The sequence below is a fragment of the Sphingomonas sp. KR3-1 genome (assembly GCF_040049295.1).
Lineage (GTDB): Bacteria > Pseudomonadota > Alphaproteobacteria > Sphingomonadales > Sphingomonadaceae > Sphingomonas.
The window spans coordinates 862,672-883,723 of the sequence record NZ_JBDZDQ010000002.1 but is presented as its reverse complement, the minus strand read 5'-3'; the positions used below and the strand labels follow the sequence as shown (position 1 = coordinate 883,723).

The window sequence follows — 21,052 nt, the reverse complement described above, 5'->3', positions numbered from 1 at the left end:
TTTGGGAATTGCGGGCTGGCCACCCGAAACGGCCGAACAGGGATGATGATCATGAGCAAGCAGCACACCGCCAAGGCCCTTATCGCCTCGAGCACGGGGGGACGCCGATTGAAGCGATCGGCGTTGCTGCTTTCGGCCGCGATGGCGGCGATCGCGCTTGCCAACCCGGCGCACGCGCAGCTCGCGCCCAACGCGCTGCCGACCAACGGCACGGTGGTGGCCGGCGGCGCGACGATCGGCACGCCGACGCCGTCGAGCATGACGGTGAACCAGTCGACCGATCGCGCGGTGATCAACTGGAACACGTTCGACATCGGATCGGGCGCAAGCGTTGCCTTCGTCCAGCCTTCGAGCACCTCGGTCGCGGTCAATCGCGTCACCGGCGGCGGCCCGGGTTCGGAAATCGCGGGCCAGCTGAGCGCCAATGGCCGTATCGTCATCCTCAATCCGAACGGCGTGCAATTCTCGAACGGCTCCGTGGTCAATGTCGGCAGCCTGATCGCCTCGACCGGTGACATCGATACCAACGCCTTCATGGCGGGCGGCAATCTCGACATCACCGGTGCGACCGGTGGCGAGATCGTCGTCAACGGCAACATCAACATCACTGCCGGCAATCTCGGCCTCGCCGCCTTCGTCGCGCCGACAGTGCGCAACAGCGGCGTGATCACCGCCACCGCCGGCCGCGTGCAGCTCGGCGGCGGCACTGCATTCACGCTCGACCTGGCGGGCGACGGCCTGCTCAGCATCGGCGTGCCGGCGAGCAGCGCGCTCGTCCAGAACAACGGCCAGATCTTCGCCGAGGGCGGCCGCATCCAGATGACGGCGAAGAGCGCCGGCGCGGTGGTCGACAACCTCGTCAACACCGGCACGCTCAGCGTCGATTCCGCGACGATGGACAATGGCACGATCGTGCTCGAGGCCATGGGCGGCAGCGCCAATCTGAGCGGCACGATCGCGGTGAACGACCGCAACAGCATCAGCCGCAACCTGCAGATCTCGTCCGACCAGGGCGTCAACATCTCGGGCAATCTGAGAGCGGCCTCGGGTACCGTGAACATCACCGCGCCGCACATCTATGGCACCGGCAGGATCACCACGGGCACCGCGCTGAACCTCAACCTCAGCAACAACGGCACCGACACCACCGGCCTCGGCAACTATATCAACGACGCGCTGGGCGTGATCGGCACGACCGGCTTCGGCACCACGCTGAAGCTCGGCGCCGGCACGTACAAGTCGGGCGTGCGTATCGATGCGAGCGACGTGACGATCGACGGCCAGGGCGTCGCCAGGATCGGCTGGACCTCGGGCATCGAGAACGCGATCGACATCTGGGGCGATTACGTCACCGTCAAGAACCTCGAGATCTCGGGCCCGGCGACCAGCGGCTATACCAGCTTCGCCTGGGGCAGCACCAACTCGCGCGGCATCTTCGTCAATCGCTTTGCCGACAACGTCCAGCTGCTGAACAACAACATCCACGACATCCGCACCGGCATCATCGTCGATGGGCGGAACGCGAACACCTATCTGCTGGACAACACGATCGACAACACCAAGTCGGCGATCTCGATCCAGTATACCGACGGTTCCAACGTCACGATGACGGGCAACCACGGCAGCACCTATGGCAATGAGTGGGGGATCAACCTCTACCTGAACGGCATCCTGCAGGCGGACGGCACCACGATCCTGCCATCGGCCGGGTCGCTCGGCGCCAACACGCCGCTCGCCGAGCAGCAGCGCCTGCTCGCGCTGCGCGCCGCCAATGGCAACATGGAGGTGCAGAACCAGGGCTATTCGGCGCTCAACCGCACCGCCGCCTATGTCTCGACCACCGGCAGCAACAGCAACCAGGGCAGCCCGCTGGGCACGCTCGCCACGATCCAGGCGGGCGTCAACGCCGTGGTCACCGGCGGCACCGTCCATGTCGCCGACGGCAACTACAATCTCGGCGCGTCGCAGCTGGTGATCAACCACAGCCTGAGCCTGATCGGCGCCTCGCAGGCCGGTGTGGTGATCGACGGGCGCGCGGTGAGCGCCAATGGCCTGGGCACCATCTCGGTGCTCGCCGACAATGTCTCGCTCAGCAATTTCTCGCTGCTCGGCAGCCAGCTGAGCGGCGGCAACTACGGCATCAAGGTCGCGCCGAACCCGGCCGGCCATGTCAGCACCGCGGGCGGCACCAGCGAGCGCGTCAGCAATTTCTCGGTGAGCAACGTCACGGTGAGCGGCTCGCGCCGCGCCGAGCTCGACCTGAACGGCGTGATCGGCGCGACGATCGCCAACTTCACCGCCGATGGCCAGGGCACCGACGGCGCCGGCATCCAGATCACCGACAGCTCGAACGTGACGCTCACCGGCGTGCACACGCTGGGCAACAATTGGGGCGGCGTCGCGCTCTACCAGAGCAATTCGGCGAGCGGCTACAACGCCCAGACCACCAACATCAACATCGATGCGAACCAGAACGTCTTCGAGGAAGCGAATGGCCTCTTCACCCAGCGCGATTCGACGACGCAGAGCTTCGGCCAGCTGAACCTGACCGGGTTCAACTATGCGGTGCGCAACATCGGCTCGCGCGCCGACGCCGCGCAGTTCGTCTGGTTCCAGACCGACCTGACCAGGGCGACGGCGTTCGCACTGGCGCTCGGCGCCTCGGGCAGCTCGCTCGAGGGCTATAGCGGCACCGCCTTCACCAACATCTTCACGGTGAGCGACGGGCTGCAGATCAGCTCGGCGACGCGCGACGTCCGCACCGGCGGCACGATCAATGTCGGCGCGGGCACCTATGCCTCGGGCAGCCTGATCACCGCCAATGGCGTGACCCTGGTCGGTGCCGCCGGCGCCAGGATCGACGCGACGCATGACGGCGACAATGCGATCACGATCAGCGGCGACAATGTCAGCGTCTCGGGCTTCGACATCTTCGGCGCCGCCGACCAGAGCTATGTCACCTATGCCTGGCCGACGATCACCCGCGGCTTCGTCATCGCCAACGGTGCCGACAACGTCACCGTCAGCGGCAACACGATCCGCGGCGTCCGCAACGGCATCCTGATCGACGGCCGCAACGCCAATACGTCGCTCACCAACAATCTGATCGACAACACCAAGTCGGCGATCTCGGTCCAGTATACCGACGGCTCGAACCTCACCATCGCCGGCAACCGCGAAGGCACGTTCGGCAACGAATGGGGCGTCATCGCCTATCTGAACGGCATCTGGAACGGATCGACGATCACCGCCTCGGGCGGTGCGCTGGGCGCCAACACCCCGCTCAGCGAACAGGCTCGCCTGCTCGCGCTGTCGGCCGCGAACGGCGGCATGGCCGTCTACAACCAGGGCTATAGCGCCGCCAACCGCACCCGCGCCTATGTCAACACCGCCGGCACCGCGAACGGCCAGGGCAGCCAGCGCACCACGATCAGCAGCGTCCAGGCGGGCGTCGATGCGGTGGTCTCGGGCGGCACGCTCTATGTCGCCAACGGCACCTACACGCTGTCGAACACGCTGTTCCTCCAGCGCGCACTGACGCTGGTCGGCGCGAGCGAGGCGGGCGTGATCTTCGACGCCTCGGCGCTGAGCGTCTATGGCATGCGCGTCCACGCCGACAACGTCACGCTGAGCGGCTTCAGCCTGCTCGCCCCCAACGCGATCAGCAACTCGACCTATGGCCTCAAGGTCGAGGTCGGCGCGGGCGACACGAACGGCAATGGCCGGGTCGACAATTTCGCAATCAGCAACGTCTCGATCAGCGGCTCGCGCAAGACCGGGCTCGACCTGAATTCGGTGGTCGGCGCGACGCTCGACAATGTCAGCGTGACCGGCGCGCTGGCCGGCAACGGCATCACGATCACCGACAGCGCCAATGTGACCGTGCGCAACAGCAGCACCGCGGGCAATGCCTGGGGCGGGCTGGCGCTCTACCAGGCGAACGGCGCCACCGGCAGCACCCAGCAGCTCACCGGCATCACGATCGAGGGCAACAACAGCTTCGGCGAGAGCAACGGGCTGTACCTGCAGGACAGCTCGGCGATCAACGATCCGGGCACGCTCAGCATCGCGGGCCATGACTATATCGTCCGCAACGCCGCCTTCCGCCCCGATGGCAGCCAGTTCACCTTCTTCCGCACCAGCCTGAACGACGCGACCAGCTATGCGCTGAGCCTCGCCACGCCGACGAGCAGCTCGATCGAGGGCTGGACCGGCAGCGCGGGCACCAACGTCTTCATCGTGGTCAACGGCCTGGGCATCAACGCCGCGACGCGCGACGCGCGGGCGGGCGCGACGATCAATGTCGGCCCCGGCACCTATCTCGAGGGCGTGACCGGCGTCGATTATTATGGCGGCGCCGGATCGCAGACCTTCGGGCTCTACGTCGCCAAGAACGACATCACGATCCGCGGCGTCGATGCCGCGGGCAACCTGATCACCAATGCCGACGACGTCGTCGCCTATATCGCCGCCGCCTATCAGTCGGGCTTCGGCGCGCAGCACTTCATCTCGGGCTCGGGCGTCACGATCGAGGGGCTGGGCTTCCTGCCCGCCGCCAATGGCGACAACAAGACGATCGAGGTGATCGGCAACCGCTTCACCCTGACGAACTCGGTGATCGACAACCGCGGCAACGAGACCGCCGCCAACCTCTATATCGACGATTTCGACGATGCCGGGCACGAGCGTGTCGAGAGCTTCACGATCACCGGCAACAAGTTCTACGGCGGCACCTATGCCAGCGCGATGGTCGTCGTGGCCGGCGGCGCCGGCCGCACCACCGACGCCTCGAACCGCATCTTCTCGGACAACTACCTGACCAGCGATCTGGCCGGGATGCGCGGCTTCCAGATCCAGGGCTATATGCCCACCACGCCCTGGCAGCAGCTCTATGCCGGCGCGGTGACCGTGACCGGCAATATCTTCGACGTCGACGTGCCCGTGCGCACGGTCGGACTGCTGAGCAGCGGCTTTGCCTGGGACGATGTGTTCCGCAACAACGGCAACAGCTTCCTGCAGGGCGGCGTGCTCGCCTATGAGGGCAGCACCAACGCCGCGCGCGCCACCACCACGGCGGGCGGCGATCCCGACATCCGCATCACCAGCACGATCGGCGCGTCGATCGCGCGCGCGCAGAACGGCGACACGGTCCGCATCCTCGACGGCACCTATGTGCTCGGCTCGCAGCTGGCGATCAGCAAGTCGATCAGCCTGATCGGCCAGTCGCAGGCCGGCACGATCATCGACGGCCGCGCCGTCAACGACGGCGGCGGCCTCGGCACGATCGGCGTGTTCGCGGACAACACCACGCTGAGCAACTTCACGCTGCTCGGCAGCCAGCTCTCGGGCGGCAATTACGGCATCAAGGTCCAGCCGGACCCGGTCGCCTATTCGGCTGCGCAGCGGATCAGCAACGTCACGATCAGCGACGTGACCGTGAAGGGCTCGCGCCGCGCCGAGCTCGACATCAACGGCGCCGTCGGCGTCACCATCACCAACTTCAGTGCGGACGGCCAGGGCACCGAAGGCGCCGGCGTGCAGATCACCGACAGCGCCAATGTGCTGCTGGCCGGCGTGCACACGCTGAACAACAATTGGGGCGGCGTCGCGCTCTACCAGACCAACCGCGCGGGCGGCTATGACGGCCAGACCACCGACATCAACATCGCCGCCTCCGACAACGACTTCGAGGAAGCGAACGGCCTGTTCGCCCAGCTCGAATCGACGACGCAGGGCTTCGGCCAGCTCAACCTGAGCGGCTATGGCTATGCGGTGCGCAACACCGGCTCGCGCAGCGACGGCAGCCAGTTCACCTATTTCCGCACCGACCTGGCCGACGCGACCGCCTGGGCGCTCGGCCTGGGTGCGGCGAACACCAGCTCGATCGAAGGCTATACCGGCACGGCGTTCAGCAACGTCTTCACCGTTACCGACGGGCTGCAGATCAGCGCGGCGACGCGCGACGTCCGCGCGGGCGGCACGATCAATGTCGGCGCCGGCACCTATGCCTCGGGCAGCCTGATCACCGCCAACGGCGTGCAGCTGCTCGGCGCCAACGGCGCGAAGATCGACGCCAGCCATGGCGGCGACAACGGCATCACGATCAACGCCGACGGCGTGACCGTCACCGGCTTCGAGATCTTCGGCGACGCCAATCAGAGCTATGTCACCTATGCCTGGCCGACGGTCACGCGCGGCATTGTCGTGTCGAACGGTGCGGACAACGTCACCGTCACCGGCAACAACATCCACGATGTCCGCAACGGCATCCTGATCGACGGCCGCAACGCCAATACGTCGCTCACCAACAACCTGATCGACAACACCAAGTCGGCGATCTCGGTCCAGTATACCGACGGGTCGAACCTCACCATCGCCGGCAACCGCGAAGGCACGTTCGGCAACGAATGGGGCGTCATCGCCTATCTGAACGGCATCTGGAACGGATCGACGATCACCGCCTCGGGCGGCGCGCTCGGCACCAACACCCCGCTCAGCGAACAGGCCCGCCTGCTCGCGCTGTCGAGCGCCAATGGCGGCATGGCCGTCTACAACCAGGGCTATAGCGCCGCCAACCGCACCCGCGCCTATGTCGACCCGACCGGCACCGCCGGCGCGCAGGGCAGCCTGCGCACGCTCGCCAATCTGCAGGCCGGCCTGAGCGGCGTCGTCGCGGGCGGCACGGTCTACATCGCCTCGGGCAGCTATGCCGAGGACGTGACGCTCAACGCACTGCGCGTGCTGAACATCGCCGGCCCGATCTCGGTGAACAGCCTAAGCTTCGGCGCGGGCGCGGCAGGCACCAATATCGGCACCAGCATCACCGCCAGCGGCGCGCTGAGCTTCGCCGACGGTCTGGTGCTGACCGGCGACACGGTGCTGAGCGGCAACAGCATCACGCTCGGCGCGATCACCTCGCCCTATGGCCTGACGCTCAACGGCACCGGCACGGTATCGATCGGCCTGGCCGATCTCGCCAGCCTGACCGCGACCGGCAGCACCATCCTGACCAACGGCGCCTTCACGAGCGGCGCGCAGCTCTACACCGGCGCGACCTCGCTTGACGGCACCTATAGCGCCGGCGGCAGCTTCACCGTCTCCGGGCTCGCCACGCTGGCCGGCGATGCCGAGGTCAGCACCGGCGGCGACGCGATCTCCTTCGCCAGCCTCGACGGCGGGCACAATCTGGTCGTGGACGCCGATACCGGCGCGGTCACGCTCGGCACCGCGAACGGCCTCGCCTCGCTCAGCGTCTCCGGCGCGACCATCTCGACCGCGGGCGCCACCACCACCGGCGGGCAGAGCTACAACGGCGCCACCACGCTCGGCGGCAGCTATGCTACCGGCAGCGACGGCTTCGTCGTCAATGGCACCGCCACGCTCGCCGGCACCACCAATGTCAGCAGCAACGGCGGCGACATCGACTTCTCCGGCACGGTCGGCGGCGCGCACCAGCTCGGCGCCGATGCCGGCACGGGCTCGGTGTTCTTCGGCGGCGCGGTCAGCGGCCTCACCGGCCTGAGCGCAGCCGGTGCCGACATCGTCACCGCCGGCGTCGCGACCAGCGGCGACCAGAGCTACACCGGCGCGACCGCGCTCGGCGGCAGCTACACCACCGGCGGCGGCAGCCTGACCGTGCAGGGCGGCGCGACGCTGACCGGCGCGACCAGCATCGCCACCAATGGCGGCGCGGCGACGCTGGGTTCGGTAAGCGGCGCGGGCCGCAACCTGAGCGTGAACGCCGGCGCGGGCACGGCGACGATCGGCGCGGCGACCGGGCTCGGCGCGCTCGACGTCACCGGCGGCACGATCGCGACCTCGGGCGCCGCCACTTCGGGCGCGCAGAACTATACCGGCGCGACGACGCTGAACGGCGCCTACACGACGGGCGGCAGCAGCTTCACGGTCAACGGCGCCGCGACCGCGGTCAACGCGGTGAGCGTCGTCACCGGTGGTGGCAATGCGGGCTTCGGCACGGTCGGCGGCGCAGGTGGCCTCACGGTCGATGCCGGCACCGGCAACGTGACGTTGGGTGCCGTGAGCGGGATCGCTTCGCTTTCCGCGACCGGCGCGAACATCGCCACCTCGGGCGCCACCACCAGCGGCGCGCAGAGCTTTGTCGGCGCGACCAGCCTCAACGGCACCTACAGCGCCAGCAGCTTCGCTTCGGGCGCCACCACGCTCGGCGGCGCGACCAACATCTCGACCACCGGCAACGCCAGCCTCGGCAGCGTGGCCGGCGGCGGCAACGCGCTCACGCTCACCGCCGGTGCCGGCGTGGCGCTGGGTGCGGCCTCGGGCCTTGCCTCGCTCACCGCAACCGGTGCGACGATCGCCACCTCGGGCGTCGCCACCAGCGGCGCGCAGCGCTACACCGGCGCGACCACGCTGAACGGCGCCTACACCACCGGCGGCGGCAGCTTCGCGGTCAACGGCGCCACGACCACGGTCAACGCCGCGAGCGTCACCACCGGCGGCGGCAATGCGGGCTTCGGTACCGTGGGCGGCGCCGGCGGCCTGACCGTCAACGCCGGCACCGGCAGCGCCTCGCTCGGCGCGGTGAGCGGCATCGCTTCGCTCTCGGTGACCGGCGCGACCATCGCCACGGCGGGCGCCTCGACGGTGGGCGCGCAGAGCTATAGCGGCGCGACCACGCTGAACGGCACCTACGCAGCCAGCAGCTTCGCCGCCGGCGCCACCACGCTCGGCGGCGCGACCAGCGTCTCGACCACCGGCAACGCCAGCCTCGGCGCGGTGACGGGCGGCGGCAACGCGCTGACGCTCACCGCCGGCTCCGGCGTGACGCTGGGCGCCGCCTCGGGTCTCGCCTCGCTCACCGCAACCGGTGCGACGATCGCCACCTCGGGCGTCGCCACCACCGGCGCGCAGAGCTACACCGGCGCGACCAGCCTCAACGGCACCTACACCGCGAGCAGCTTCACCAGCGGCGCCACCACGCTCGGCGGCAACACCGCCGTCAGCAGCGGCGGCAATGCGAGCTTCGGCACGCTGGGCGGCGCGAACAGCCTGACGGTCACCGCTACCGGCAGCGTCACCCTGGGCGCCGCGACCGGCCTCACCTCGCTCTCCGCCACCGGCGCGACGATCGCCACCTCGGGCGCCGTCACCACCGGCGCGCAGAGCTACACCGGCGCGACGACGCTGAACGGCAGCTACACCGCGAGCAGCTTCACCAGCGGCGCCACCACGCTCGGCGGCGCGACCAGCGTCTCGACCACGGGCAACACCAGCCTCGGCACCGTGGCCGGCGGCGGCAACGCGCTGGCGCTCAGTGCCGGCACCGGCGTGACGCTGGGCGCCGCCTCGGGCCTCGCCTCGCTCTCCGCGACGGGCACGACGATCGCCACTTCGGGCGTCGCCACCACCGGCGCGCAGAGCTACACCGGCGCGATCACGCTGAACGGGGCATACACCGCCAGCAGCTTCATCTCGGGTGCCACGGTGCTGGGCAGCAGCACCAGCGTGACCACCACCGGCAACGCCACGCTGGGCAATGTGGGCGGCACCGGCAGCCTGACCGTCAATGCCGGCGCGGGCAGCGCCTCGCTCGGCGCGGTCACCGGCCTGTCGGGCCTCAGCGTCACCGGCGCCACGATCGCGACCAGCGGGGCGGCGACCAGCGGCGCGCAGGCCTATACCGGCGCGACCAGCCTCAACGGCGCCTACACCACCGGCGGCGCGGCCTTCACCGTCACCGGCGCCGCCAGCCTTGCCGGCAACACCAGCGTGACCAGCGGCAATGGCGGCATCACGCTCGGCGCGGTCGACGCGGCGGTGGCGGGCGGCCAGAGCCTGACGCTCGATGCCGGCACCGGCACGGCGACGCTCGGCACTCTCGGCGCGGTCCGCCGCCTCGGCGCGACCTCGATCAACGCCGGCGCGACCGTGCTGAACGGCGCGACCTATGCGGCGAACAGCCTGGCCTTCACCGGCGGCGCAGGCGCGACCGTCCGCCTCACCCAGGGCACCACGACGCTCAACACCAGCATTCCGGGCGGCGCGGGTGGCAACATCGCGATCGCGCCCAACCTGATCGGCACGACCAATGCCGCGCAGAATGTCGTGTTCACCGCCGGCAACGGGATCACCGTGAACAGCGGCGACGTGACGCTGGGCAACCTCGGCAGCGACGCGCTCCGCCTCGGCACGCTCAGCGTCACCGCGCACAATTTCACCGCGGCAACGGTGAAGCTGGCGGGCAACTTCAACTCGATCCTCAGCGGATCGCAGCTGTTCAGCGCGAACACGCTCGACACGCTGGGCAGCGTCAACGCCGTGGTGGCGGGCAACGAGAGCGGGCCGATCAAGGCCGGCGGCTCGGTGACGATCGATGCGGGCGGATCGGGCAGCGGCTCGATTATCGCGGGCGGCGCGGTGAACGCGCAGTATGACAGCAACGTCACGCGCACGATCACCTCGCAGAGCGACGTCATCCTCTCCAGCCTCGGCGCGATCACCGGCTCGGTGACGGCGACCGGCGGCGTGAACCTGCAGACCACCGCCGGCGCGATCAACGCCGCGGTCACCTCGGGCGGGGCGACGACGCTGAGCAGCACCAGCGGCGCGATCGGCGGCTCGATCGCCGCGAACGGGCCGGTCGGCATCACCACCACCAGCGGCGGCGTCACCTCGAGCGTGACCACGCCGGGCACGGCGTCGATCGCCTCGCAGACCGGCAGCGTCAACGCGACGGTGACCGGCAATGGCGGCGTGAGCGTCACCAGCAACGGCGCGATCACCGGCAACTATACCAGCCCGACCGCGATCACGCTGACTTCGACCCGGCCGGTGGACGTCTCGGTCAACGGCGCCGTGGTCACCGTCACCGCACCCGGCGGCACCGTCACCGGCGTGTTCAGCGAGATCCACACCAACGACCAGGGCAGCTTCGTGGTCAACGACCAGCCGGTGGTGGGCAACGGCACCACCGACGCGCGCCAGATCCTGATCGACACCTTCATCATCCCGGCGCACGGCACGGTCTCGACCAATGGCGAGGTCCAGCTCCCCGCCGGCCTCGCGCTCGGCCTGATCGCGCCGGCGGGCAACGGCTCGGGCGGCCAGCGCCCGGCGGTGGTGGTCAACAACGTCCAGCGCCTCGGCGAGCTGCTCCGCCTCGGCTACACCGCGATCATCATCCAGCTCGACGACAGCAACCTCGACGTCGAGGAGGAGCTGGCCGGCCAGTAAGCCGGACGAGCGCCGCAACGAACAGGCCGGGGGCATGCTCCCGGCCTTTTTCGTTGCCGTTTCGCCGCCGTGACGGAGCCAAGCTTTACCCCCGTCGTTATTCAGGCCTAGGATCAGCGCTCGTCGGACCGTCCGGTTTCAGGGAGCAAGGGCCGAGATGCATGGACTCAATGAATTCGAACTGTCGCGCCGCGGCGTCCTGGCTGCCGGCGCGGCTTCGGTCGCAGTGACCGCGGCCCCCTCCCCCGCCGACGCGGCGCCTCAGGACGCCGCCTCGGCAGGCGCCGGCGCGCCGGTGATGGCAAGCGTCACCCTGAAGGTGAACGGCACGCCGCACGCGCTAGCGCTCGACACGCGAACCACTTTGCTCGATGCGCTGCGCGAGCATCTGAAGCTCAGCGGCACCAAGAAGGGCTGCGACCACGGCCAGTGCGGCGCCTGCACCGTCATCGTCGAGGGGCGGCGGATCAACTCGTGCCTCAGCCTTGCGGTGATGCACGACGGCGACAGCGTTACCACGATCGAGGGGCTCGGCACGCCCGACAAGCTCCATCCGATGCAGGCCGCCTTCGTCAAGCATGACGGATACCAGTGCGGCTATTGCACCCCCGGCCAGATCTGCTCGGCGGTGGCGGTGCTGGGCGAGATTCGCGCGGGCATCCCCAGCCACGTCACCGAGGATATCGCGGGCAAGCCGGCGATGAGCGCCGACGAGATCCGCGAGCGGATGAGCGGCAACATCTGCCGCTGCGGCGCCTATTCGAACATCGTCGAGGCGATCCAGGAAGTCGCGGCGCGGAGGAAGGCATGAAGGCGTTCAGCTATGAGCGGGCGCACAGCCCCGCCGAAGCCGCCGCGATCGTCGGCCGCACCCAGGGCGCGCGCTTCATCGCGGGCGGCACCAATCTGCTCGACCTGATGAAGCTGCAGATCGAGACGCCGACGCACCTGGTCGACGTCAACCATCTCGGCTTCGACAAGATCGAGGCGACGGCGGAGGGCGGGCTGCGCATCGGCGCGCTGGTCCGCAACACCGATCTCGCCGCCGACAAGCGCGTTCGCAAGGACTATGCCCTGCTCTCCCGCGCGCTGGTCGCCGGCGCCTCGGGCCAGCTGCGCAACAAGGCGACGACCGCGGGCAATCTGCTCCAGCGCACGCGCTGCCCCTATTTCTACGACACCAACCAGCCGTGCAACAAGCGCCGGCCCGGCAGCGGCTGCGCGGCGATCGGCGGGGTCAGCCGCAGCCTCGGCGTGGTCGGCACGAGCGAGGCATGCATCGCCACGCATCCGAGCGACATGGCAGTGGCGATGCGCGCGCTCGATGCGGTGGTCGAGACGGTGCGGGCAGACGGCACGACGCGGTCGATCCCGATCGCCGACTTCCACACCCTCCCGGGCGACACGCCCAATGTGGAGAACGCGCTGGCCGCCGGCGAGCTGATCACCGCGGTGACTTTGCCCAGGCCGATCGGCGGTACGCATCTCTACCACAAGGTCCGCGATCGCGCGTCCTATGCCTTTGCGCTCGTCTCGGTCGGCGCGATTCTCCAGAAGGACGGCAGCGGCCGCGTCGCGTTCGGCGGCGTCGCGCCCAGGCCGTGGCGGGTCGAGGCGGCGGAAGCCGCGCTCGCCCAGGGCGCCAGGGCCGCCGCGGCGCGCGCCTTTGCCGGAGCGAAACCCACCGAGCAGAACCAGTTCAAGCTGGTGCTGGCCGAGCGCACGCTCGCCGCCGTCATCGCCGAAGCGAGGGCCTGAGCCATGAAGTTCGACCAGCCCGCCGGCACCAACCCGATCGACCAGCTCAAGGTCATCGGCAAGCCCACCCCGCGCATCGAAGGGCCGCTCAAGACCAGCGGCACCGCGCCCTATGCCTATGAGCATCACGACGTGCCCAACGCCGCCTATGGCTATGTGCTGGGATCGTCGATCGCCAAGGGGCGGATCACCGGCATGGCGCTGGGCGATGCCAGGGCCGCGCCGGGCGTGATCGCGATCGTCACCGCGGAGAATGCCGGCAAGCTCGGCAAGGGCAACAACAACACCGCCAAACTGCTCGGCGGGCCCGAGATCGAGCATTACCACCAGGCGATCGCGCTCGTCGTCGCCGAGAGCTTCGAGCAGGCACGCGCCGCCGCCGCGCTGATCCGCGTCGACTATGCGCGCGACAAGGGCGCGTTCGATCTCGCGGCCGAAAAGGGCAACGCCACCGTCCCCAAGGACAAGGGCTCCGAGACCGCGGTCGGCGATTTCGCCGGCGCCTTCGCCCGCGCGCCGGTGCAGTTCGACGCCACTTACACCACGCCCGATCACGCGCATGCGATGATGGAGCCGCACGCCACGATCGCCGCCTGGAACGGCGACCAGCTCGACCTGTGGACGTCGAACCAGATGGTCGCCTGGTCGCTGGGCGACATGGCGAAGACGATGGGCATGCCGAAGGACAAGATCCGGATGCGCTCGCCCTTCATCGGCGGCGGCTTTGGCGGCAAGCTGTTCCTGCGCAGCGACGTGGTGCTGGCGGCGCTCGGCGCGAAGGCGGCGAACCGCGCGGTGAAGGTCGCCCTGCCCCGCCCGCTCATGTTCAACAACACCACGCATCGCCCGGCGACGATCCAGCGCATCCGGCTGGGCGCCGGGCATGACGGCAAGATCACCGCGATCGGGCATGAGAGCTGGTCCGGCGACTTGCCCGGCGGCGGCCCCGAGACCGCGACCGGCCAGACCAAGCTGCTCTATGCCGGCGCCAACCGGATGACCGCGCTGCGCCTCGCGGTGATCGACTTGCCCGAAGGCAATGCGATGCGCGCGCCGGGCGAGGCGCCAGGGCTTATGGCACTCGAGATCGCGATGGACGAGATGGCCGAGAAGCTCGGCATCGATCCGATCGAGTTCCGCGTGATCAACGACACCCAGGTCGATCCCGAAAAGCCCGAGCGCCCCTTTTCGCAGCGCCAGCTGATCCAGTGCCTGCGCACCGGCGCGGACCGGTTCGGCTGGGCGAAGCGCAGCGCCAAGCCGGGCAGCGTGCGCGACGGGCGCTGGCTGACCGGCATCGGCGTCGCCGCCGCCTTTCGCAACAACCTGGTGATGAAGTCCGCCGCGCGGGTGCGCCTCGATGCGCAGGGCACGGTCACGGTCGAGACCGACATGACCGATATCGGCACCGGCAGCTACACGATCATCGCGCAGACCGCCGCCGAGATGATGGGCGTGCCGCTCGACAAGGTCGTGGTGAAACTCGGCGATTCCAGCTTCCCGGCCTCCGCCGGTTCGGGCGGGCAATGGGGTGCGAACAGCTCTACCGCGGGCGTCTATGCCGCTTGCGCGAAGCTGCGCGAGGCCGTGGCGCAGAAGCTCGGCTTCAACTCGGCTGACGCCGTGTTCGCCGGCGGCAAGGTCAAGAGCGGCAAGCGCTCGGTGCCGCTTGCCGATGCGGCCAAGGCCGGCGAGATCGTCGCCGAGGATGCGATGGAATATGGCGACCTCGCCAAGAAATATCAGCAATCGACCTTCGGGGCGCATTTCGTCGAAGTCGGCGTCGATGCCGCGACGGCCGAGATCCGCATCCGCCGCATGCTCGCAGTCTGCGCGGCGGGGCGCATCCTCAATCCGATCTCGGCGCGCAGCCAGGTGATCGGCGCGATGACGATGGGCGCGGGTGCCGCGCTGATGGAGGAGCTCGCGGTCGACAAGCGCTTCGGCTTCTTCGTCAACCACGACCTTGCCGGATATGAAGTGCCGGTGCACGCCGACATCCCGCACCAGGAGGTGATCTTCCTCGAGGAGACCGATCCGATGAGCTCGCCGATGAAGGCCAAGGGCGTCGGCGAGCTCGGCATCTGCGGCGTCGGCGCGGCAGTGGCCAACGCGATCTACAACGCCACCGGCGTGCGCGTGCGCGACTATCCGGTCACGCTCGACAAGCTGCTCGCAGGGATGCCCGAATTCACCTGACAGGCGTGTCTTGCAATGTAGGATTTAACCTGTTTGGCTATGCGCGCCGGAGCTCATGGCTTCGCCGCTCTTTGATCTGTTGGAAAGATAGGATCTCGCGCGCGTAAGGATATTGCGCGTTGCGCCGCATTTCCCCGAACAGAGTCAATCTAAGCTGCGCGAAAACCCGCCACTGGCGTGACCTTCACGCCCTTTGGCGAGTCGCCGCCACGCGCAATGTAGGAAGCCTCAGCGCCCCGCCGCCGTCCGCGCCCAGGAAAGCGCGCGGTCGGCGACTTCTTCCCAGCCGTCCTCGTTGCACAGCCAGTGCGAGCGGCCGGGGAATTCGTGGAATGCGGTGTCGGCCGGCGAGCGCAGATATTTGCGATAGTTGGCCCGCACCATCGCCGCGGGCACGGTGCGGTCCTTGCCGCCCGCGATCAGCATCAGCGGCGGCCGGTCGGGATTGTCCCAGCGCAGCCTGCTACCGATGCCGAGCAGCGCCTGGAAGAAGATCCGCCCGGGCGTGGGCACGATGAACTTCTCCCAGGCATAGGGCTTTTCGGCGGCCGGAAGCGTCTGGGCGAAGCCGGTCGAGAAGCCCTTCAGGCTCATCCGCAGCACGCGGTTCCAGCCGTTCCAGGCCAGGAAGACGGGCAGCGAGGTCCAGATCGCCAGCGGGTGCGCGGGCACGCCGAAGGGCGGTGCCGGATCGATCGCCACCACCGCGGCGCCGAGCCCGCGATCGGCGAGCAGCTGGGCGATCAGTCCGCCAAAGCTGTGCCCGATCAGGATCGGCGGCTGCGGCATCGCCGCGATCAGCGCCGCATAATGGTCGACGATCTCGGTGAGGCCGAGCGCGCCCAGCCTCGGGTCGGGCGCCCGGCGGAGCTCGTCCACCGGGCGATCGAGATAGGGCCAGGGCGGCGCCACCACGGTCATGCCCGCCGCCTCGAAGCGCTGTCGAAAGCGGTCCCACGAACTCGGCGTCAGCCAGGCACCGTGGATGAGCATGACCGTAGCGGCCATCCGATACTCCGAACCGGGGGTTGATCAGCCCTTGATGAAGGCGAGCAGATCGGGGTTGATCACATCGGCATGGGTGGTCGCCATGCCGTGCGGATAGCCCTTGTAGGTCTTGAGCGTACCATGCTTGAGCAGCTTGGCCGAGAGCGGGCCGGAGTCGGCATAGGGCACGACCTGGTCGTCATCGCCGTGCATCACCAGCGAGGGCACCTCGATCTTCTTGAGGTCCTCGGTGAAGTCGGTCTCGCTGAACGCCTTGATGCAATCATAATGCGCCTTGATGCCACCCATCATGCCCTGGCGGTACCAATTGTCGATCGTCCCCTGGCTGATCACCGCGCCGGGGCGGTTGAAGCCGTAGAACGGGCCGGTCGGGAAATCGATGTAGAGCTGGGCGCGGTTGGCGAGCACGCCGGCGCGGATGCCGTCGAACACCTCGATCGGCAGGCCGCCCGGGTTCTTCTCGGTCTTGAGCATCAGCGGCGGCACCGATGCGATCAGCACCATCTTGGCGACGCGGCCGGGCTTGGCGCGGGCGACATAGTGCGCCACTTCGCCGCCGCCGGTCGAATGGCCGACATGGACCGCGCCCTTGACGTCGAGATGATCCGCCAGCGCCGCGACATCGGCGGCATAGGTGTCCATCTCGTTGCCGGTGTCGGTCTGGGTCGAGCGGCCGTGCCCGCGGCGGTCATGCGCGATGACGCGGAAGCCGTTGAGCAGGAAGAACATCATCTGGGCGTCCCAGTCGTCCGACGTGAGCGGCCAGCCATGGTGGAACCACACCGGCTGCGCGGTCTTGGGGCCCCAATCCTTGTAGAAAATCTCGGTGCCGTCGGCGGTCTTGAGGAAGGCCATGGTCTTGTCTCCTGTAGCGGGGGATGCAGTGGCGGAAAGCGGGAGCGGCAGGGTGGTAGCGGCAGCCGCTACCGCGGCTCCGGCAACGAATTCGCGGCGTGTCGGCTCGAGGCGCTCGTTCATCCTGTTTCTCCCGCCAAATCTGGGGCTTCCAGGTCGCAGACGATACGCCTGGCGGAAATCCCGGGCCAGTAGCGAGAGGCTACCCTTTCGGGCTACTGCGCCGCGATGCGCTCCGTGCTAGCATCCCTGTTCCGGCCCACCGGGTTGTTGCGCGAGAGGGGGATCGTCTTGCGACTTGCCTTGCTCATCGCTGCCATGGTGCTATCGTGCCTCGCCGGCACGGCCACGGCCGATGCGCCGGGCCGGGGGATATCGCGCTTCCTCCACGCCACCTGGACGAACAAGGACGGTGTGCCCGCCACGGTGCAGGCGCTGGTCCAGGGGCCGGACGGCTATATCTGGCTGGGCACCAGCAACGGGCTCTATCGCTTCGACGGGGTCACGTTCGAATATGTGCCCCCCGCCCCGGACCACCCGGCCGGCTCGATCCCGGTAAGCGCGCTGCTGGTGACACGCTCGGGCGAGCTCTGGGCGGCGTATACGGGCGGTGCCGGCGTCGAGGCCTATCGCGGCGGCCGCATGGTGCGCACCGGCATGACCGACGCGGCCGGCGAGATCACGGAGCTGCGCGAGGACAGCAGCGGCGCGATCTGGGCAGTGGGCGGGCGCACCCACAAGGCGCTACGGCGCTACCGCAACGGCCGCTGGGAACTGATCGACGAGCGCTTCGGCATGCCCAACAAGGATTGGGTCTCCAGCCTCGCGGTGGGGCGCGACGGGTCGATCTGGGCTGCCACCGACAAGCAGCTCTTCCTGATGCGCCAAGGTACGGGCCGCTTCGCCGCAATGGGACTGAAGCTCGGCTTCGGCGCCAACCTGGCGCTCGATCCCGAAGGCAATATGTGGCTTTCGGATTCGAACGGCACGCGGATGCTGCCCGACTATGCCGCCGGCGCGCGCCAGGCGCGCAGCGACGTCGTCTTCCCCTTTTCCGGACCCGTCCGCCGCACCGCGATCCTGTTCGACCGCGACGGCAATCTCTGGGGCTCGGGGTTCACCAACGGCATCTTCCAGATCGATCATGCCGCCGAACAGGCCGATGCCGCGAGCGTCTCCAGCTATCGTACCGAGAACGGCCTCACGTCGAACCAGGCGGTGTCGCTGCTCGAGGACCGCGAGGGCAATATCTGGGTGGGTACCGAGCTGGGCCTCGACCAGTTCCGACCCGCCAACCTGTTCCGCATCGAGCCGCCCGAGGCCGGCGCGGCGGCGGGCTATTTCGTCGCCTCCGACGACACCGGCACGGTCTGGTTTGCCAGCGGCGCGGCGGTCTATCGCGCGCTGCCCGGGCAGGAACCGCAGCTATTCGCCACCTATGGCGGCGAGATCCAGGCGCTGTGCCGCGGCGACAATGGCTCGGTATGGCTGAGCACCGCCGAGCGAATGATCCGGCTGCGCGGCGGCCGCACCGCCGAGACGCTCGACCTGCCCGGCATGGGCGACACCTATGGCTGCGCGGAAGACCGGCTCGGCCGGCTCTGGGTGGCGCGTTTCCAGCACGGCGTGCTCGTCCGCCGCGGCAATGGCTGGCACGAGGCGCACCTCCCCCTGCCCGGCCGGCCGCAGGACATCGTTATCGATGGCGATGGCAATCCGGTGATCATCCTCGACCGCAAGTCGATCGTCCGGGTGATCGGCACCACGGCGCGCGGCTGGACCAACGAGCAGATCGGAGTCTCCGGCCTCACCAGCTTGTTTGGCGGGCGCAGCGGCATGCTGGTGGCGGGCGGCAGCGGGCTGGCGCGCTGGAAGACCGGGCGGTTCGAGCGGTTGCTGACCGCCGACCATCCCTGGCTGCGCGGCGTGCGCGGCATGGTGCAGACCGCCTCGGGCGAGACCTGGATGGTCAACAACACCGGCCTGCTCAAGCTCCGGACCGCCGATCTCGACCGCGCCTTCGCCAACCCCCGCGCGCCGATCCCGCACGACCTGTTCGATGAGCAGGACGGCCTCGCCAGCCGGATGCAGCGCGGCGACGGGCTGCAGATCGACGCGGGCGGCGACGGGCGGCTGTGGTTCCTCACCCGGCAGAGCGTGATGCGCATCAACCCGGCCCGCCTGGTGCGCAACGCCGTCGTCCCGCCGGTCGCGATCCGCGCGCTGATCGTCGACGGCCGGCGGCTGGTCGACCCGACGCGCATCACCCTCCCCGCCGGCAAGACCAACCTGTCGATCGAATATACCGGGCTCAGCTTCTCGGTGCCGAGCCGGGTGAGATTCCGCTACATGCTGGAGGGGGTCGACCAGGGATGGGTCGATCCGGGAACGCGGCGCCAAGCCTTCTACACCAATCTCGATCCCGGCAATTATCGCTTCCGGGTGATGGCGTCGAACAATGACGGGGTGTGGAACCCCGCGCCGACGACGCTGGAGTTCACGATCCCGCCGACCTTCCTGCAGAGCGGATGGTTCATGCTGCTCTGCGCCCTTGCCGCGGCGGCCGTGTTCGCGCTGCTCTACCAGGTGAAGGTGCGGGCGATCGCCGGGCAGATGCGCGGGCGGATGCGCGAGCGGCTGGCGGAGCGCGAGCGGATTGCGCGCGAGCTGCACGACACCCTCCTCCAGGGCGTCCAGGCGCTGATCCTGCGCTTCCAGCTCGTCGCCGACGACATCGCCCCCGAAGATCCGTCACGCCACAGCCTGGAGGAAGCGCTGGACCGCGCCGACACGGTGCTCGCCGAGGGCCGCGACCGGGTGCGCGACCTGCGGATGATCGGCGGCGCCGACGATATCGAGCACATGATCCTGGAGATCGCCCGCAAGCAGGTCTTCTCCGCCGCCACCCAGATCAATGTGGCGAGCGAGGGCGAGGTGCGGCCGCTCGACCCGCTGGTGTGGGACGAAGTCGCGCGGATCGCCAACGAGGCGCTGTTCAACATCTGGCGCCACGCCCATGCCCGCCAGATCGGCATCCGCATCGAGTTCCGCCCCGACAGCTTCATCGTGCGGTTCCGCGACGATGGCGTGGGCATCGCCGAGGAGATATTGCGCGACGGGCGGCGCGACGGCCATTTCGGCCTGCCCGGCATGCAGGAGCGCGCCCGCAAGATCCAGTCGCGGCTGGTGGTCCAGCGCCCGCCCGCCGGCGGCACCGAAGTCGTCCTGATCGTCCCCGCGGCGATCGCCTATTCGAACACGCGCCGCCGCAAATGGCGCGCACTGGTGACAGGAGGCCGGATTGGCTGAAGCAGCAACGATGACGAGCGCACGGACCGTGCGGGTGATGGTGGTCGACGATCATCCGATGCTGCGCGAGGGCATCGTCGCGGTGATCGAGCGCCAGCCGGACATGGAGATTGTCGGCGAGGCCCAGGGCGGCGCCGAGGCGGTGGAGCAGTATCGCGCGCTGCGGCCGGACGTGACGCTGATGGACATCCAGATGCCCGGCATGGACGGCGTGGAGACGATCGAGGCGATCCGCCGCGAGTTCCCCGCCGCGCTGTTCGTGGTGCTCACCACCTATCCGGGCGACACGCACGCGCTGCGGGCGCTGCGAGCGGGCGCGACCGGCTATCTGCTCAAGAGCTGCATCCGCAAGGACCTGCTCGACACGATCCGCGCCGTCCATGCCGGCCGCCGCGCGATCGCCGCCGATGTGGCGCAGGAAATCGCCCTCCACGCCTTCGACGATCGGCTGAGCGAGCGCGAGACCGATATCCTGAAGCTGGTGGCCGAGGGGCATCCCAACAAGCAGATCGCCTGGCGGCTGTCGCTCTCCACCGACACGGTGAAGGCGCATCTGAAGAACATCTTCGCCAAGCTCGACGTGGCGGACCGGACGCACGCCGTGATCGTCGCGGCGCGGCGCGGGTTCATCGAGATCTAGGCCCCTAGTAGAGAATTACCCCGCCAGGGTACGAAAAGTCACGAAGGCCGCAACAGCCATGGCCTGTCGCGG

8 protein-coding genes are annotated in these 21,052 nt (G+C 68.8%); 6 read left to right on the top strand and 2 right to left on the bottom strand.

The window, feature by feature from the left end; translation table 11 throughout:
• Positions 1-51 precede the first annotated feature (51 nt).
• The 4 genes from ABLE38_RS15780 (at position 52) to paoC (ending at position 15,168) form a co-directional block, all read left to right on the top strand.
• Entirely contained in the window at positions 52-11,211 is an 11,160-nt protein-coding gene (locus tag ABLE38_RS15780; RefSeq protein WP_348975175.1) for a filamentous hemagglutinin N-terminal domain-containing protein, read from the top strand.
• Positions 11,212-11,368: 157 nt separating this feature from the next.
• Positions 11,369-12,022, top strand: a complete 654-nt coding sequence (paoA, locus tag ABLE38_RS15775; protein ID WP_348975174.1) for an aldehyde dehydrogenase iron-sulfur subunit PaoA — start codon at positions 11,369-11,371, stop codon at positions 12,020-12,022.
• Positions 12,019-12,969: a xanthine dehydrogenase family protein subunit M gene (locus tag ABLE38_RS15770; protein WP_348975173.1), complete on the top strand. Its 951-nt coding sequence runs from the start codon at positions 12,019-12,021 to the stop codon at positions 12,967-12,969. The genes paoA and ABLE38_RS15770 overlap by 4 nt, the downstream gene beginning before the upstream one ends.
• 3 nt (positions 12,970-12,972) lie before the next feature.
• Positions 12,973-15,168: an aldehyde oxidoreductase molybdenum-binding subunit PaoC gene (gene paoC / locus ABLE38_RS15765; protein WP_348975172.1), complete on the top strand. Its 2,196-nt coding sequence runs from the start codon at positions 12,973-12,975 to the stop codon at positions 15,166-15,168.
• A 228-nt stretch (positions 15,169-15,396) separates the two neighbouring features.
• Here paoC and ABLE38_RS15760 read toward each other — a convergent pair whose 3' ends face one another.
• Both ABLE38_RS15760 and ABLE38_RS15755 read right to left on the bottom strand, forming a co-directional pair.
• Complete coding sequence (locus tag ABLE38_RS15760; RefSeq protein WP_348975171.1) at positions 15,397-16,176, bottom strand: alpha/beta hydrolase; 780 nt, start codon at positions 16,174-16,176, stop codon at positions 15,397-15,399.
• A 24-nt stretch (positions 16,177-16,200) separates the two neighbouring features.
• The gene (locus ABLE38_RS15755; RefSeq protein WP_348975230.1) at positions 16,201-17,031 is read right to left on the bottom strand and encodes an alpha/beta hydrolase; all 831 of its coding nucleotides are present in this window, start codon (positions 17,029-17,031) and stop codon (positions 16,201-16,203) included.
• A 303-nt stretch (positions 17,032-17,334) separates the two neighbouring features.
• Between ABLE38_RS15755 and ABLE38_RS15750 the strand changes: the two genes are divergently transcribed.
• A complete protein-coding gene (locus tag ABLE38_RS15750) occupies positions 17,335-20,340 on the top strand; it encodes a two-component regulator propeller domain-containing protein (RefSeq protein WP_348975170.1) in 3,006 nt (1,001 codons plus the stop codon).
• Positions 20,333-20,980, top strand: a complete 648-nt coding sequence (locus tag ABLE38_RS15745; protein ID WP_348975169.1) for a response regulator transcription factor — start codon at positions 20,333-20,335, stop codon at positions 20,978-20,980. The genes ABLE38_RS15750 and ABLE38_RS15745 overlap by 8 nt, the downstream gene beginning before the upstream one ends.
• Positions 20,981-21,052: the final 72 nt, after the last annotated feature.

Bases quoted from the DNA above. Each gene is read 5' to 3' on its own strand.
- ABLE38_RS15770 (WP_348975173.1), top strand. From the start codon at position 12,019: ATGAAGGCGTTCAGCTATGAGCGGGCGCACAGCCCCGCCGAAGCCGCC.
- paoA (WP_348975174.1), top strand. From the start codon at position 11,369: ATGCATGGACTCAATGAATTCGAACTGTCGCGCCGCGGCGTCCTGGCT.
- ABLE38_RS15780 (WP_348975175.1), top strand. From the start codon at position 52: ATGAGCAAGCAGCACACCGCCAAGGCCCTTATCGCCTCGAGCACGGGG.
- ABLE38_RS15760 (WP_348975171.1), bottom strand. From the start codon at position 16,176: ATGGCCGCTACGGTCATGCTCATCCACGGTGCCTGGCTGACGCCGAGT.
- paoC (WP_348975172.1), top strand. From the start codon at position 12,973: ATGAAGTTCGACCAGCCCGCCGGCACCAACCCGATCGACCAGCTCAAG.
- ABLE38_RS15755 (WP_348975230.1), bottom strand. From the start codon at position 17,031: ATGGCCTTCCTCAAGACCGCCGACGGCACCGAGATTTTCTACAAGGAT.